Genomic DNA, 15,870 nt, shown 5'->3' on the forward strand with positions numbered 1-15,870 from the left:
AACAATACTGGGCAAACCCGGATACCTAACGCACATGAAAGCTGATATGGGGACAGAACCAATACCACCTGATCTGAGCACACAATTCACCATGAACGAACTGCGCAGAGAAAACTCTATGCTGCGCAATCAATTGGCAAATTTGCTGGAACATGCGCATCAAAATCAGCAAATCATGTCACGGCATCATGACTTTGATCTGAGATTGATCGGCACCAGCAGTTTTCGTGAGCTGGTTGAAAATATTTTCAGCACGCTGGCAAAGATGTCGGAACTGGATATTGTGACGCTGGGTTTACTGGACAGACAAAAGGGACTGCAAAAAATTGTCCTGGATCTCAATATCACACCGGAAGAATTTCCCTCATTATTTTTCGTGCAAAACGAACTCGACCTGCGCATACATGGTGAGCAATTACGCAAACCCGTACTCGGCATCTTCAATCAAGCTGACCACGGAAAAATGTTTGCGTCTTCCGAGAAAAAACCGGCCAGCGTAGCCATCGTCCCGTTGATACGACAAAATAAATTATTAGGCTATCTGAATCTCGGGAGTTTTCAGGCATCACGTTTCAATGCAACGATGGCAACCGATTTCATCGAACACATGGCATCCATCATTGCAATCTGCCTGGAAAATGTCATCAACAACGAGCGCCTGACCCACATGGGGCTGACTGATCCTTTAACCAATGTCAGCAACCGTCGTTATGTGGAGCAACGCATGCTGGAAGAAATCGGTCGCGCGCGCCGTCAGCAATACAGTATTGTGTGCATGTATCTGGATATCGATTTTTTCAAACAGATCAACGACCGTTACGGTCATCAGGGCGGCGATGATGTTCTGATCGAAGTCAGCAACCGGATCAAGGCAGAGCTGCGTTTAAGCGACACAATGGGGCGTTTTGGCGGGGAAGAATTCGTCGCCCTGCTCATCGACGCAAGTGCAGAGGACGGCATGATGGTGGCAGAGCGCATCCGCAAAAGTATTGCGGAGCGACCATTCCAGTTTCATCAGATGGGAAGTTGCCAGGCCACGATTTCGATCGGCATCTCAACCCTGTCCGAATCCCTGAATTACGGAAAAATTGATAACGTTGCCCGCGAGCTTTTGCAAGATGCAGATCAGGCGCTATTTAGAGCGAAGAATCAGGGTCGTAACCGGGTGTGTGAGTCGACCTAGGTCAGCGAATTAAGACGGAATAGTTTTAATATTCGCTTGCAAACGTTCGTACTTGGCTTGCAATTCTTCTTTGGTCTCACGCCAGGCAGGATTGAATGGAATACAGCTCACAGGACAGACTTGCTGGCATTGCGGCTCTTTGTAATGGCCAACACATTCTGTGCACTTGTGAGGATCAATTTCATAAATCTCCGGGCCCATGTAAATGGCATCATTCGGGCACTCGGGTTCACATACGTCACAATTTATGCAATCGTCTGTAATCAATAAAGCCATACGTTCTCCTGCTACTGCATTGCACTACTTAACTGCTGAGTTAGTTACTTAACGAATTAAACCTTGAGCGCTTGTTCAGCTACTTTTTTCTGCAACCATTTATCGACAGACGGAAATACGAATTTAGACACGTCACCGCCAAACATGGCGATCTCGCGCACGATGGTGCCTGAGATGAATTGATATTGATCAGAAGGTGTCAGAAACAAGGTCTCGACATCTGGTAGCAAATAACGGTTCATGCCTGCCATTTGAAATTCATACTCAAAGTCAGATACCGCACGCAAACCGCGAACAATCACACGCGCATCATTTTTACGGACAAAGTCTTTCAGCAAACCGGAAAAGCTTTCTACCCTGACATTTGGGTAGTGCCCCAGCACTTCATTCGCAATCGACAATCTTTCATCCAGCGAGAAAAAAGGCTTTTTATTCTTGCTGTCTGCGACGCCGACAACCAGCGTATCAAACAAACCAGAAGCGCGACGCACCAGATCCTCATGGCCACGCGTTAGCGGATCAAAGGTTCCCGGATATACAGCTGTGACCATTTTTACTCCCTCATTTGTGTCTGTGCACCAATTTGAAGAGGCATTATGCCTGATTTCCGAGCGCCTTATGCGTCATAATGTTGCGTTGCAGTATGTGAAAATACACACTACCAGCCTGATCGGCGCGAATCACTTTCCAATCTGCCAACCATTCAGGAAGCTCTTGCGCATTGCTATCTGTCGATAATACATGCTCTGCTTCGACATACAGCAAGCCTTGTGCGCTTAAGAGTTTTGCACAATAAGGCAAAATTTTTGGCAGGTAAGCCTGATCAAACGGTGGATCCAGAAAAATCAGATCGTACTGTTGTTGGCGCGCCACCATGCTCTGAACGATGGTCAGCGCATCCCCTCTCTGCAAATTAACCTGACTGGCATTCAGCTTTTGCCTGACCTGATCGAGTTGCCTGAAGGCCGGTGTGTGGTATTCCACCATCGTGACACTGGCAGCACCGCGACTAGCCGCCTCAAAACCCAGCGCACCTGTTCCGGCAAACAGATCGAGACAAGTAAGCGCCGGCCATCTGCCATCAATCAAGTGGCCAAGCCAGTTAAAAACCGTCTCCCTGACGCGATCAGGAGTAGGACGTAATCCCTCTGCGTCAATGACACTGAGCACACTACGCTTCCATACACCGCCGATAATGCGGACCTGATGAGGTACGCGCTTGTGCGCTACTGGCGGCTTGGTGGGTTTCTTTGCCTGGGCTTTCATTGCTTACTGAACTCTACTTTGTTGGTGGCATACGTAGAAGGATTCTAGGTATGTAAATAAGGTCGCATTATCCCGGATTTTCCCTTAGAACAGCAGCAGGTGTATATCTGGCAAGCTGGCCGGTTAGACATGACGATGAGGCTGACTGCAAGGCAACTCGCCAGATATGCAATTGCCACAGCAGTGGTCTAACGGATACTCCCCGATTATGACGCAGTCTGTACTGCTGCCCCAACAAACTTCCGTCTGTTAGAATGACGGCATTCCAATCTGTCGCATATTCAGAGTCCCCACTATCCTCGATGTTTAGCTTTTTCAAGAAAAAACCCAAAGAAGAAACCGTCCTCCCGCCGGTTGTCGCACCCCAGGCAGCGGAGCTGGTTGTCACTCCTGCAGAACCTGCCCCCGTTACAACCGCCACGGCGAGTGATGCCCATGGGGTAACGCCAAAGCAATCCTGGTTAAGCCGCCTGAAAGCTGGACTATCGAAAACCTCGTCGAATCTGACGACCTTATTCGTTGGCGCCAGAATTGATGACGACCTTTACGATGAGCTGGAAGCCGCCTTATTGACAGCGGATACAGGCGTCGAGGCGACCCAATTCCTACTGGATGGCTTGAAGAAAAAAGTTAAAGAACAGAAGCTGACCGAAGCAGAACAAGTGAAGGCGGCACTCAAAGTCTTGTTACTGGATCTATTAACGCCATTACAAAAACCTCTGGAGCTTGGGCGCTACCAACCTCTGGTGATGATGATTGCAGGTGTGAACGGTGCTGGCAAAACAACAACCATAGGCAAGCTAGCGAAACATCTGCAAAGCCATCAGCAATCCGTACTACTGGCCGCTGGCGACACCTTCCGGGCGGCTGCACGGGAGCAACTGACAATTTGGGGCGAGCGGAACAATGTCACGGTGATCTCACAAGAATCTGGCGATCCAGCTGCAGTCGCTTTTGATGCAGTCGCCTCTGCCAAAGCCCGCGGCACCGATGTAGTGATGGTAGACACCGCAGGCCGTTTACCGACCCAGTTGCATCTGATGGAAGAATTAAAAAAAATTAAACGTGTGATTGCGAAAGGCATGGATGGCGCACCGCAGGAGGTGCTGTTAATCATCGACGGCAACACAGGACAAAATGCACTGGCGCAAGTGAAGGCATTTGATGATGCACTGGGCTTAACTGGTCTGGTAATCACGAAACTGGACGGTACCGCTAAAGGGGGCGTGCTTGCAGCGATTGCTAAGACGCGCCCTGTTCCGGTTTATTTCATTGGTATCGGTGAGCAGATAGAAGACTTGCAACCATTCAATGCCCAGGAATTTGTAGACGCCTTGTTGAGTTAAAAAGGATCACGCCGATGATAGAGTTCCAGCAAGTCTCCAAGCAATATGCGCACGGCGCCTATGCGCTGCGCAACGTGTCGCTGAAGATCAATGATGGAGAACTGATTTTTCTTGCGGGACCATCGGGTGCGGGCAAATCGACCTTACTCAAGATGATCGCTGGCATAGAACGCGCCAGCGCTGGTGTAGTCAGTGTGAACGGACAGGATATCAGCAAGCTCCAATCAGGTAGCCTACCTTATTTACGACGCAAGCTTGGTTTGATATTGCAAGACAAAGGCTTACTTCTCGACAGAAGCGTGCTGGCAAATGTCATGCTGCCACTGATTGTCGCAGGTGCATCTGCCGCAGAAGCCGAAACCAGAGCGTACGCTGCACTCGACAAAGTCAATCTGGCAGATAAGGCTGATGCATTTCCACTCGCACTTTCTGGCGGAGAACAGCAACGTGTTGCGATCGCCCGTGCTATTGTCAATCGCCCGCAAATTATTTTGGCTGACGAGCCCACAGCATTTCTCGATCGCGATAATGCAAATAAAGTCATCAGCGCTCTGAAAGCATTTCAAAGTGCAGGCGTGACCTGCATCATCTCCAGCCATGATGAACAGTTTCTGGATCAGGCAAGCCGCGTCATTTATTTGAACAAGGGTGAATTGTCAGACACATGGCAATCGCCCATCGCGGCATAGTCCAGGGAAGAAGAGGAAAAATCGATGTCCATCTGGTTCCGTCAGCATTTGTTTGCCCTTAAAAGTGCCTTGTCGCACTTACGCTCTGGTCCGGGCAATTTTTTATTCAATGTCTTGGTGGTCGCAATTGCGCTCGCATTGCCGATTGCAGGATTGACGCTGATTGAAAATATTCGCCCGGTTTCTGCGCAGCTCTCCATTGAACCCGAGATTAGCGTATTTCTTACGCCAGAAACCGCAAGATCAGATGCAACCGCTCTATCGATCACAATTAAAAAACTGTTAAAAGACGCAAATATCAGCGCAAAGCTTAATTTTGTAACTAAAGACAAAGCGCTCGCCGCCTTAGAAGAAACATCAAGTCTGGCAGAAGTGCTATCTACTTTGGGTGGCAACCCGCTGCCCGACGCTTATATTTTATCCTTGTCAAATTCTGACTCACATCGACTTGAATTTTTGACGCAACAGCTTAAAAGCTTACCTGGCGTCGATGTGGTGCAAGTGGATTCTGCTTGGGTAAAACGGCTGGCAGCTCTGGTGCAAGTATTGCAGCTATCTTTACTCTTTCTGGCAGTTACACTGAGTGTGGTCGTGGTCGTGGTGATTTTTAATGCCACGCGTTTGCAGGTGATTTCCCATCAGGCGGAAATTGCGATTGCCCGCTTATTAGGCGCAACCAATAGCTTCATCCACCGGCCTTATTACTACACCGGTGCTTTATTGGGGTTTCTTGCCGGTGGCATCGCTTTGGGTTTAATTGCCTTGTCTTTGCGCCCGCTCAATCAAGCCATTGCAGAATTTACTAAGTTATATGCATCGGAGTTCCACTTGGTACCGCTGGGACTAGTCGCCAGCATAGTATTGCTTGCAACCAGCGTTGTGCTAGGGCTATGCGGTGCATTTCTCTCAGTGAGAAGACAACTGTCGCGGCTAAGCTGATTAATTGTCAATCTAAGAGAAATTGGGGGTTGTTTTGCCAATACGTGCTTACTCTCAAATAATCCGAAACTTTTTTCTTAAATACCCCTCTAACCAGTAATAGCAGTTTCAAATTAACTAATATTTTTTAATATAGTTTTTCTATATTAAGTATATAAATTTCGAGTATTAGCACTCAACTCAAGAGAGTGCTAATATTAGAACTTGAAATTGGTGGTTTAGCCCAAAACTGTGGCTAAATCGGCAGCAAATAGGGAGGAAGAATGAATCAATCATCGACATCTGTGATGCCATCTTCGGATAGCACAGCGCTCGCTTTAGGCTTTACTGGCAGTCTTGGTAATATTGATGCCTATATTTCAGCGGTGAACCGCTTGCCCATGCTCACGCACGAGCAAGAGATCGATCTGGCGAAAAAACTTACCCAAAATAATGATTTGAACGCCGCGCAACAACTGGTTATGTCGCACTTGCGCCTGGTTGTATCCATCGCCCGCGGTTACCTCGGTTATGGCTTGCCACATGCTGATTTGATTCAAGAAGGCAATATTGGTCTGATGAAAGCCGTGAAACGCTTCGATCCTGATCAGGGTGTGCGTCTTGTGTCCTATGCGATGCACTGGATCAAAGCCGAAATGCATGAGTACATTTTGAAAAACTGGCGTTTGGTCAAAGTGGCGACGACCAAAGCACAACGTAAATTATTCTTTAATCTTCGTAGCCATAAAGAAGGTTTAGATTCAATGTCACCTAAACAGGTTGATGCATTGGCTAAAACTCTGGATGTCAAACGCGAAGAAGTCATCGAAATGGAAATGCGCTTATCCGGCAGGGATATTGCGCTGGATGCGCCAACTGACGATGACGACGATAAATTTGCGCCTATCGCGTATCTGAAAACAGAAAGCGAAGAGCCAACCCGTGTTTTGGAAGCTCGTCAGCGTGACCGTTTGCAAAGCGAAGGCTTGGAAAGCGCCTTGTCTAAACTCGATGCGCGTTCGCGTCACATCGTAGAATCACGCTGGTTAAAGAACGATGATGGTTCTGGCTCAACATTACATGAATTAGCCGATGAGTATGGCGTTTCTGCGGAACGTATCCGCCAGATCGAAAGTGCTGCATTGAAGAAGATGAAAGGCGCTTTGGCTAGTTTTGCATGACCTGGAATCAGCCCAAATAAAAAGCACTCCTAGGAGTGCTTTTTTTATTGCAGAAGTAATTTCAGATCGTGGACTATCGGCTCCGCCCCCTGTCCATGACGCAAAAACAAGCGTATCCGTCCCTCAGGGTCAAATACATAACTACCTGCTGTGTGATCCATCGTGTAGGAACTTGGCGTCTTTCCCGGCACTTTTTGGTAATACACTTTAAAATCCTTCGCGACCTTAGCTGTGGCGGCCGCATCACCGGACATTCCTAAAAATCTAAGATCAAAATTAGGCACATATGCGGCTAATAAAGCCTGCGTGTCACGCTCTGGGTCAACTGTTACAAACAGGACCTGCACCTTATCGGATAAGGTTCCCAATTGCTTCATTACAGTCGCCATTTCTGCCATGGTTGTGGGGCATACATCCGGGCATTGCGTGTAGCCAAAAAAGATGACGACAGCCTTCCCTTTAAAATCGGCCAGAGTGCGCACTTTGCCGTTGTGATCAGTCAGGGAAAAGTCTTTGGCGTAGTCCAGGCCAGTCAGATCCGTGTTTGTGAACTGTGGGGCAGGCTTGCTACATGCCACCATGAATAGCATCAGCAGCACGCTGGCAAAGCGAATGAATGGAGTCATAATGTAATGTAGTGATCGACCAGCAAGGCAGCAAACAGCAAGGATAAATAAATAATAGAGAAAGCAAAGGTCTTGCGGGCCAGCACGTCATCATAATGACGATAAATCCGCCATGCATACCAAAGGAAAATCACACCGAGAATGACCGCACTGACCAGATAAATCAATCCGCTCATGTGCACGGCGTAAGGCAGCATGGTGGTTGCAAACAAAGCGATTGTGTACAGCCAAATGTGAAAACGGGTGAATTCTAGTCCATGCGTGATTGGCAGCATTGGCAAGCCGGATTTAGCATAATCATCACGGCGATACATCGCCAGAGCCCAGAAATGCGGTGGCGTCCAGATGAAAATGATCAACACCAGGAGCCAGGCTTGCATGGGAACGTCGTTTGCAATCGCTGCCCAGCCAAGCGCCGGGGGCATCGCTCCGGACAAGCCACCGATCACGATATTTTGTGGGGTCGCCGGCTTCAGAATAATCGTATAAATAACCGCATATCCGACAAAGGTTATAAAGGTCAGCCACATCGTGAGTGGATTCACCATGGTGTACAGAATCCACATTCCCAGTGCACCAATGACGCCGGAAAAAATCAAAATCTGCGAAGGATTGATTTCACCCTGAGCCGAAGCTCGCCTTGCCGTCCTGGCCATACGTGCATCAATTTCACGCTCAACCAGGCAATTCACGGCGAATGCCGCTCCCGCCAATAACCAGATACCAATCGTTGCTGCAACGACGATGCGCCAATCCGGCAAATCTGGCGTAGCGAGAAACATACCTATCACCGCACAAAATACCGCCAATTGTGTGACACGAGGCTTCGTCAAAGCCCAATATTGAGCCATTCGACTGGATGGAATACTAAGTGATGTCATAGAAAATCTAGGGGAGGAGGACGCGTGCTACTTTTTATTACTGCGTTGTTGCCGATACACTGGCCACGTGTCTAAGGCGGTAGTTTAACATGCTCAGTAACAGGACAAGTAAGGCCGCACCACCGTTATGTAACACGGCGAGAAACAAGGGCCACGAGAAAAATACAGTCGAAACGCCAGTCAAAAACTGAACTCCGATAACCATCAGTAAGTATCGGCCCAGCGATGCCACATTAGTTTTTTTACGCGCCAGACAGGCGGTAATAAGGATCGCAATAATCACCAGCCAGGCAAAACTACGGTGCACCCAATGGATAGCAACCAGTGCAGAAAACGGTAAAAATGATCCGTCGGCTTTCTGACCTAACTGACGCCATAAGCTGAAACCATGCTCAAAATCCATTTCCGGAATAATGACGCCATGACACAAGGGATAGTCTTGGCAGGCTAAAGCAGCGTAGTTAGTACTAACCCAGCCACCGAGAGCGATTTGTATTGTGAGTAATATGAGTGCTACGGTTGCAAAAGTAATGAGTAAATCAGGCTTTGATCTCTCTGGTGTGGCGGTAGCTTGTATTTGATTCTGACTAGCCAGTGACCAGGCTTGAATGGCAAGCAATGCCATTCCCAATAAAAGATGCGTCGTTACAATCACGGGCTGCAACTTCAAAGTCACCGTCCAGGCGCCAAATGCGCCCTGCACGCAGACAAGAAGAAATATCGATGTTGGCAACCAGGGTGAGGTCAATAAATCCTTGCGTCGCCACCAGGCATAAACCATTTGCGCAAGAATCAAGATACCCACACTTGCCGCGAGATAACGATGGATCATCTCTATCCATGCTTTTGACAACGTCACCGGACCAGTCGGCATCAATGCCTGTGCGGCACTAATTGCATGGTGGGCTTGAAATGGATTAGCCTCGCCATAGCAGCCAGGCCAGTCCGGGCAGCCTAAACCTGAATCCGTCAGGCGAGTAAATGCGCCAAACATGATCAAGTCAAAAGTCAAAAACATACTGACCGAAATCAGTTTGTGATATTTACTTTGGTCTTTTGACAGCCAGACAATGCTCAACGGAATCGTCGCAAGAATCAAGGCGGTAATTGCAATTTGCATCCACATATTTAGCCTATTGCCGACGCCTTCAGTAATTTACCGATATCCTTCTTCATCTTATTCGGATCGGCATCTTTGGGGAAACGCATCATCAAATTACCTAGCGGATCAATCATGTAGATATGATCGCTGATGACGGTATTCGCATCCGCTGGCAACCAGGATTTGAGCTTATCCTGACTCACGGTCAACATGCGTGTGCCGTCGTATTCGCGAATCAAAACGGTATCCACAGGCTTATTGTCAGTAATTAGCCAAACACGCTCTATGCGATCCATTTCCTTCCCTTGAATCAGGCGTAACTGCCGCATGCCATACATTTTTTTCTTACATGCGTCAGCGCACTCACCGCTATCGGCTTGCAGCAGAATCCATTTCCCTTTATACGCATCGAGCTCTTTTGATTCACCACCTAGCAAATGCGCGTCAAGTTTAGGCATAGGATAAGATCTGGGGTCCAGAATGGCACCATAATTAGTTCTGCCCTCGGGTTTAATGACAAAATAAAACAGGTAAGAGAGAAGCATCGGTGCAGCACAAACGGCTAAGACCAATAAAAGTTTCCAGCGACCTGCATGTTTACTATTCGGTTTTTCCACGACGATATCCTGTAACCACAAAAAATATAAATGCCATCAATGACAAGGCGTACCATTGAAACGCATAGGCCCGGTGTTTATCAGATCCATCTGACAACAGCGGCCAATCGCGCTTTAATCCATCCGCTAAATCCGAGCTTTGCTCCACAATCAGAGGATGTATTTTCCATCCTGTTTTTTGTGCTAATTCTACTGGACTTATATTTTGTAAAACCGCACCAGGCTTAATGATTTCAGCTTGCCCTAACTGCATTACATGACCAAAATTTTCATGTAATTGTCCCTCTAGCTGCACGACTCCTGAAGGAGTAATTAGCGGCGGCATAGTCGCCCGGTCATGCGCGTTACGTGCTTGCCAGCCTCTGCCAACCAAAACAACCTGATCCGTCCCTTCAATCTTAAATGGCATAAGAACATAAAATCCTGCCACACCTTTTAATGGCCGGTTATCCAGATAAAAAAACCATTCGGAGACAAAATGTCCCGTTAAGCTGACGCGCCGATATACAGAATCAGAAGAGGCAAATAGCGCCTGAGAAGATAAAGCAGGCAACTGAGCGCGCTCCCGCATCGCCTGGGCAATTGCTTCTTTTTCATGCGCCCTGCGAGTTTGCCATTGTCCCAGACTAATGCCGACCACACAGAGCAACAATGTGATCAATAGAGGAATCCAGCGAAAACGAAACTTATTAAGCATTACAATAGAGGTTTTATGAGTAGGCAGAACGGCATGAAAATCCTGGTAGCAATCGCTTTTTTTCTGATCATCTTTAGTATGGGATCTGCACTGGTTTACCTCATGAAAGATAAAGGCCGCAGTAATCGTACCGTCAAAGCGTTGGCCTTTCGGGTCGGTTTTTCGATTAGTCTATTTCTCTTGATTTTACTGGCAAATCATTTTGGATTAATTCAACCAACTGGCATCAGATAGGTAGGCAATCAACTGTTCAGACCTAACAAAAAGCCGCACATTGTGCGGCTTTTTTATGTATGGCAAGTGTATCAGTTATAGCCAATATACGACGACATACAAGCCGAGCCATACAACGTCAACAAAGTGCCAGTACCAGGCCGCACCTTCAAAAGCAAAATGCTGTTCAGGAGTGAAATGACCTTTCATGACACGATACAAAACAACGGACAACATAATTGCCCCCATGGTGACATGGAAGCCGTGGAAGCCTGTCAGCATGAAGAATGTAGAGCCATAGATACCAGAGGTCAGCTTCAGGTTCAGTTCGCTGTACGCATGCATGTATTCATATGCCTGAAAGCCCATGAATACTGCGCCTAACAACACTGTAGCAAACAACCAGAGTGCAGTTTTCGTACGATGACCTTCACGCAAAGCATGGTGGGAAATTGTCAGAGTCACGCCAGACGTCAACAGCAATGCCGTATTAATCGTAGGAATAGGGAAAGGACCCATAGTTTTAAATGCTTCAATCGTACCCGCCGGGCCTGCATTACCCCATTGTGCTGCGAAATCTGGCCATAAAACTTTATGGTCGAGATCAGCCAGCCAAGGCATAGAAATACTACGTGCATAAAACAGAGCGCCGAAGAATGCGCCGAAGAACATCACTTCCGAAAAAATGAACCAGCTCATGCTCCAACGATAAGACACGTCAATACGTGCGTTGTATTTACCGCCTTCAGATTCAGCAATTGCATCACCAAACCAGTTGTAGAGAACAACCAAGGTCAGAAAAATACCTGCAAAATTGAGGTAAGCACCCCAAGTAATACCGTTGACCCATGCTGATGCACCGATCATAGTCAACAATAAACTCGCCCCACCCAGAACTGGCCATTGTGATGGTCCAGGCACAAAGTAGTACGGTGCATTAGCGTTTTGAGAACTCATTTCCATCTCCCGATACAATTTTTAAACTTGAAGTATTACTTTATTTATTACTTATTTTGGCTTACTTTGCCACTACAGCTTTTACTATAAATACCAATATCGTAATAAAAATCAACGCGCCGAGAACACCGGCGATGATTACGTGAATTGGATTTAATTGCGCGGCATCCTGCTCATAATCATTTTTTTTACGTATTCCTAAAAAGGACCAGAATACGGCTTTCATCGTGGCAAAAAAAGAAATCTTACGCTTACTAGCCTGCTTCAGCTCATCCATGTCATACGCCTTTATCAGCCAGTTTAGGTTTTCCACCTACCTCAAAAAACGTGTAAGACAAAGTAATGATCTTCACATCTTTTGGCAGCGCCGGATCAATATAAAATACGACCGGCATTTGTCTTGCTTCGTTCGCTTCTAGGGTTTGCTGCTTAAAACAAAAGCATTCCATTTTCTTGAAGAATGCTGAAGCTTGTTGCGGCGCATAACTAGGGATAGCCTGAGCATCCATTTTGTATGACTGCTTATTTACCACTTCATACATGACTTGTGCCATTTCACCCGGATGCACTTTCATGCTTGATACCGTAGGACGAAAGCGCCATGGTCCCTGTGTATTAGCATCAAACTCAATGGTGACTTCCCGCGAGCGGTCAATTTGAGAGTTCGTAATTTCTTTCACCGAAATATCTTTCGGCGTCAGAATATTCACCCCCGTCAACTCACAGATCTGCTTGTAAATAGGCACCAAGGCATAGCCAAAGCCAAACATCAATAAAGCGATCACCAGCAACTTGCTCAACATAGTCGCGTTGAGTTTATTTTTACCTGATTTCGCTTGATCTAATTCATCCGACATACCCTGAGCCTCAGCGCAAGGTTTGTTTGACGAATACACCAATGAAAAACACCAGGGCAACCGAAAACAAAATTAAAGCCGTTCTGAGATTGTTTGGTTTTTTGCCGTTACTCATTTTTACTTAGGGCGCTGCTGGCAGCACCCTACCTTAATTTATTTAACGACAGGTGGCTCTTCGAATGTATGGAACGGTGCTGGACTAGGTACTGTCCATTCCAATCCCTCTGCGCCATCCCAAGGTTTCGCTGCTGCTGGCTGCCCGCCTTTGATCGACGGAATAACCACACCCAACAAGAAGTAAACTTGCATCAGACCAAACCAGAAAGCACCAATCGTTGCTACCTGATTGAAATCCGTGAACTGAGCAGGGTAATCCGCATAGCGACGTGGCATACCGGCCAAGCCCAGGAAATGCATAGGAAAGAAGGTCACGTTGAAAGCAATCAAAGAACCCCAGAAGTGAATCTTGCCGCGTGTTTCGTTGTACATGAAGCCTGTCCATTTCGGACCCCAGTAGTAGAAACCGGCGAACAAGGCAAACAGGGAGCCCGCCACCAATACATAGTGGAAGTGGGCAACCACATAGTAAGTATCTTGTAACTGAATATCAATCGGTGTCACCGCAAGGATCAGACCTGTGAAACCACCCATGGTGAACACGAAGATAAAGCCGACAGCAAACAACATAGGCGTCTCGAAAGTCATCGAGCCTTTCCACATTGTCGCCACCCAGTTAAACACTTTCACACCGGTAGGTACCGAAATCAGCATGGTGGCATACATGAAGAACAACTGTGCCGTCACTGGCATACCGGTTGTGAACATGTGATGCGCCCAGACGATGAAGGACAAGATCGCGATGGAGGCTGTTGCATACACCATCGATGCATAGCCAAACAAAGGCTTGCGGGCAAATGCAGGAACGATCTGGGAAACGATACCGAAGGCTGGCAAAATCATGATGTACACCTCTGGATGTCCGAAGAACCAGAAAATGTGTTGGTACATGACAGGATCACCACCGCCTGCAGCATTGAAGAAGGACGTACCGAAATGACGGTCGGTCAGAGTCATGGTGATCGCACCAGCTAACACCGGCATAACAGCGATCAACAGGTAAGCAGTAATCAACCAGGTCCAGCAGAACATCGGCATTTTCATCAGAGTCATGCCAGGAGCGCGCATGTTCAGGATGGTGGTGATGATGTTGATGGAACCCATGATGGAAGACGCACCCATGATGTGAACCGCGAAAATCGCCATGTCCATACCAGGGCCCATCTGTGTGGACAACGGTGCATACAGTGTCCAGCCAGCAGCCGTCGCGCCGCCAGGTACCCAGAAAGAACCCATCAGCAACAACGCTGCCGGAGGCATCAGCCAGAACGAGAAGTTGTTCATGCGGGCAAATGCCATATCGGACGCGCCGATTTGCAGAGGAATCATCCAGTTAGCAAAACCAACGAATGCCGGCATGATCGCGCCGAACACCATGATCAGACCATGCATGGTCGTCAATTGGTTGAAAAATTCTGGTTGCATCAATTGCAAACCCGGTTGGAACAATTCGCTACGAATCATCAAGGCCAATACACCGCCAGATAACAACATCGTGAAAGCGAACCACAGATACAAGTTACCGATATCTTTGTGGTTGGTGGCGAATAAATAACGGCGCCAGCCATGAGGATGATCATGTGCATGATCATCATGCGCGTGGTCGTGAGCGTGCGCGACTGTAGTAGAGCTCATCAAATTCTCCTGTTCTTCCTGCAATTACTTACGCGCAGCAAGCACTTCTGCTGGCTGAACAATGTTTTCGGCGGCTTTGTTGGTCCAGCTATTACGAGTGTAAGTAATAACGGCAGCAATTTCTGTATCGGATAAAGTTGCTTTCCATGCTGGCATACCATTTTTACCGTTCAACAAAATCGCTTCCTGACCGGCTTTAGGACCATTCACAACAGCAGAGCCATCCAGCGCAGGGAACGCGCCCGGAACACCTTTACCCGTTGCCTGATGACAAGCTACACAATTTGCTGCATATACTTTTTCGCCGCGCTGTTTCAGCTCATCGACTGTCCATACTTTATTTGGATCATCCGCTTTGGCTGCCATTTCTTTTTTCTTGCCATCGACCCAGACTTTGTAATCTGCTTCGGAAACAACTTTGACAACGATAGGCATAAACGCATGCTCTTTACCGCACAACTCGACGCACTGACCACGATAAGTGCCAACTTTTTCAGCCTTAAACCATGTATCACGGACAAAACCAGGGATAGCATCTTGTTTCACGCCAAAAGCAGGGATAGTCCAAGAGTGAATCACGTCGTTTGCCGTTGTAATGATGCGGACTTTCTTGTTGACCGGAACAACGACTTCGTTATCAACTTCGAGTAAATAGTTATCACCACGCGCTTCAGTAGGTGCCACACCAGGTGCACCGACTTGTGATCTTGGCGTGGAAAGTGTGGAAAGGAAGGAGATACCTTCACCCTCACCTTTGAGGTAATCGTAACCCCACTTCCACTGCATGCCCGTCGCCTTGATAGTCAGGTCCGCGTTGGAAGTATCCTTCATCGCAACGACTGTTTTAGTCGCAGGCAAGGCCATTGCAATAACAATAATGAAAGGAACGATTGTCCACGCAATTTCAACTGCGGTACTTTCATGAAAAGTCGCTGCCTTGTGTCCTACCGATTTACGATGTTTCAAAATCGAATAAAACATCACGCCAAACACAGCAATAAAGATAGCCAGGCAGATGCCCAGCATTAAATTGTGTATGGAGTAAATTTGTGACGCAATTTGTGTCACCGGTGGTTGCAAATTCAATTGCAGTACAGCTGGACCGCCTTGACTGTCTACCACTGCCCAAGATGGCAAGCTTGCCGCCAGGAGCGAGGCACCAAGCATTAACGACGGTAATCGCTTCGCATGTTTCATGATTTCCCCAAAAAACCCATTAGAATTCTTTTAACAGAAGCGTCCGTTTTGCTTACAGCTCAAACAAAATATAGTGCCAATGCTCAAGGACAACTTCCACAACTGCAAGAGT

Annotated in this window: 20 protein-coding genes; 6 read left to right on the forward strand and 14 right to left on the reverse strand. The window is 47.5% G+C overall.

Annotation, left to right across the window (positions count from 1 at the left end):
- Window positions 1–34: 34 nt before the first annotated feature.
- Window positions 35–1,183: a DUF484 family protein gene (locus ACO0K4_RS14605; RefSeq protein WP_422957368.1), complete on the forward strand. Its 1,149-nt coding sequence runs from the start codon at window positions 35–37 to the stop codon at window positions 1,181–1,183.
- A 9-nt stretch (window positions 1,184–1,192) separates the two neighbouring features.
- On the opposite strand, the gene ACO0K4_RS14610 is transcribed toward ACO0K4_RS14605, so the two are convergent.
- From ACO0K4_RS14610 to rsmD, 3 genes are read right to left on the reverse strand one after another with little or no spacing between them, the layout of a single operon-like run.
- The gene (locus ACO0K4_RS14610) at window positions 1,193–1,459 is read right to left on the reverse strand and encodes a YfhL family 4Fe-4S dicluster ferredoxin (RefSeq protein WP_422957369.1); all 267 of its coding nucleotides are present in this window, start codon (window positions 1,457–1,459) and stop codon (window positions 1,193–1,195) included.
- A 56-nt stretch (window positions 1,460–1,515) separates the two neighbouring features.
- A complete protein-coding gene (gene coaD / locus ACO0K4_RS14615; protein WP_262838062.1) occupies window positions 1,516–2,010 on the reverse strand; it encodes a pantetheine-phosphate adenylyltransferase in 495 nt (164 codons plus the stop codon).
- Window positions 2,011–2,053: 43 nt separating this feature from the next.
- A complete protein-coding gene (gene rsmD, locus ACO0K4_RS14620; protein WP_422957370.1) occupies window positions 2,054–2,725 on the reverse strand; it encodes a 16S rRNA (guanine(966)-N(2))-methyltransferase RsmD in 672 nt (223 codons plus the stop codon).
- A 302-nt stretch (window positions 2,726–3,027) separates the two neighbouring features.
- On the opposite strand from rsmD, the gene ftsY reads away from it, so the two are divergent.
- From ftsY to rpoH, 4 genes are all read left to right on the forward strand, one after another.
- Window positions 3,028–4,071 (forward strand): signal recognition particle-docking protein FtsY, encoded by a 1,044-nt coding sequence (gene ftsY, locus ACO0K4_RS14625; RefSeq protein ID WP_422957371.1) that lies wholly within the window; start codon window positions 3,028–3,030, stop codon window positions 4,069–4,071.
- 14 nt (window positions 4,072–4,085) lie between these two features.
- Window positions 4,086–4,760 carry a cell division ATP-binding protein FtsE gene (locus ACO0K4_RS14630; protein ID WP_422957372.1) on the forward strand — a complete coding sequence of 225 codons (675 nt, stop codon included), beginning with the start codon at window positions 4,086–4,088 and terminating at the stop codon, window positions 4,758–4,760.
- A gap of 24 nt (window positions 4,761–4,784) precedes the next feature.
- Window positions 4,785–5,699, forward strand: a complete 915-nt coding sequence (locus ACO0K4_RS14635; protein WP_422957373.1) for a cell division protein FtsX — start codon at window positions 4,785–4,787, stop codon at window positions 5,697–5,699.
- A 263-nt stretch (window positions 5,700–5,962) separates the two neighbouring features.
- Window positions 5,963–6,859, forward strand: a complete 897-nt coding sequence (gene rpoH / locus ACO0K4_RS14640; RefSeq protein WP_422957374.1) for an RNA polymerase sigma factor RpoH — start codon at window positions 5,963–5,965, stop codon at window positions 6,857–6,859.
- A gap of 44 nt (window positions 6,860–6,903) precedes the next feature.
- Here rpoH and ACO0K4_RS14645 read toward each other — a convergent pair whose 3' ends face one another.
- The 5 genes from ACO0K4_RS14645 to ACO0K4_RS14665 are packed head-to-tail and all read right to left on the reverse strand — an operon-like array spanning window position 6,904 to window position 10,746.
- The gene (locus ACO0K4_RS14645) at window positions 6,904–7,449 is read right to left on the reverse strand and encodes an SCO family protein (protein WP_422957490.1); all 546 of its coding nucleotides are present in this window, start codon (window positions 7,447–7,449) and stop codon (window positions 6,904–6,906) included.
- A gap of 32 nt (window positions 7,450–7,481) precedes the next feature.
- Entirely contained in the window at window positions 7,482–8,366 is an 885-nt protein-coding gene (gene cyoE, locus ACO0K4_RS14650; RefSeq protein WP_422957375.1) for a heme o synthase, read from the reverse strand.
- A 37-nt stretch (window positions 8,367–8,403) separates the two neighbouring features.
- Entirely contained in the window at window positions 8,404–9,492 is a 1,089-nt protein-coding gene (locus ACO0K4_RS14655; protein WP_422957376.1) for a COX15/CtaA family protein, read from the reverse strand.
- A gap of 2 nt (window positions 9,493–9,494) precedes the next feature.
- Window positions 9,495–10,085, reverse strand: a complete 591-nt coding sequence (locus tag ACO0K4_RS14660) for an SCO family protein (RefSeq protein ID WP_422957377.1) — start codon at window positions 10,083–10,085, stop codon at window positions 9,495–9,497.
- Entirely contained in the window at window positions 10,069–10,746 is a 678-nt protein-coding gene (locus ACO0K4_RS14665; protein WP_422957378.1) for an SURF1 family protein, read from the reverse strand. Before ACO0K4_RS14665 ends, ACO0K4_RS14660 begins: the two co-directional genes overlap by 17 nt.
- Before the next feature lie 69 nt (window positions 10,747–10,815).
- Here ACO0K4_RS14665 and ACO0K4_RS14670 point away from each other — a divergent pair, with 69 nt between their 5' ends.
- Window positions 10,816–11,016, forward strand: coding sequence for a twin transmembrane helix small protein (locus ACO0K4_RS14670; protein WP_422957491.1), 201 nt, complete (start codon window positions 10,816–10,818; stop codon window positions 11,014–11,016).
- A gap of 75 nt (window positions 11,017–11,091) precedes the next feature.
- Here ACO0K4_RS14670 and ACO0K4_RS14675 read toward each other — a convergent pair whose 3' ends face one another.
- From ACO0K4_RS14675 to coxB, 6 genes are all read right to left on the reverse strand, one after another.
- Window positions 11,092–11,952 (reverse strand): cytochrome c oxidase subunit 3, encoded by an 861-nt coding sequence (locus tag ACO0K4_RS14675; protein ID WP_422957379.1) that lies wholly within the window; start codon window positions 11,950–11,952, stop codon window positions 11,092–11,094.
- Window positions 11,953–12,013: 61 nt separating this feature from the next.
- Window positions 12,014–12,229, reverse strand: coding sequence for a DUF2970 domain-containing protein (locus tag ACO0K4_RS14680; RefSeq protein ID WP_422957380.1), 216 nt, complete (start codon window positions 12,227–12,229; stop codon window positions 12,014–12,016).
- Between the two features lies 1 nt (window position 12,230).
- The gene (locus ACO0K4_RS14685) at window positions 12,231–12,809 is read right to left on the reverse strand and encodes a cytochrome c oxidase assembly protein (RefSeq protein ID WP_422957381.1); all 579 of its coding nucleotides are present in this window, start codon (window positions 12,807–12,809) and stop codon (window positions 12,231–12,233) included.
- Window positions 12,810–12,819: 10 nt separating this feature from the next.
- The gene (locus tag ACO0K4_RS14690) at window positions 12,820–12,924 is read right to left on the reverse strand and encodes a cytochrome oxidase small assembly protein (protein ID WP_422957382.1); all 105 of its coding nucleotides are present in this window, start codon (window positions 12,922–12,924) and stop codon (window positions 12,820–12,822) included.
- A 38-nt stretch (window positions 12,925–12,962) separates the two neighbouring features.
- Window positions 12,963–14,561 carry a cytochrome c oxidase subunit I gene (gene ctaD / locus ACO0K4_RS14695; RefSeq protein WP_422957383.1) on the reverse strand — a complete coding sequence of 533 codons (1,599 nt, stop codon included), beginning with the start codon at window positions 14,559–14,561 and terminating at the stop codon, window positions 12,963–12,965.
- A 24-nt stretch (window positions 14,562–14,585) separates the two neighbouring features.
- Complete coding sequence (gene coxB / locus ACO0K4_RS14700; RefSeq protein WP_422957385.1) at window positions 14,586–15,758, reverse strand: cytochrome c oxidase subunit II; 1,173 nt, start codon at window positions 15,756–15,758, stop codon at window positions 14,586–14,588.
- Window positions 15,759–15,870 lie beyond the last annotated feature (112 nt).

The organism is Undibacterium sp. RuTC16W (assembly GCF_049339445.1).
GTDB lineage: Bacteria > Pseudomonadota > Gammaproteobacteria > Burkholderiales > Burkholderiaceae_D > Undibacterium.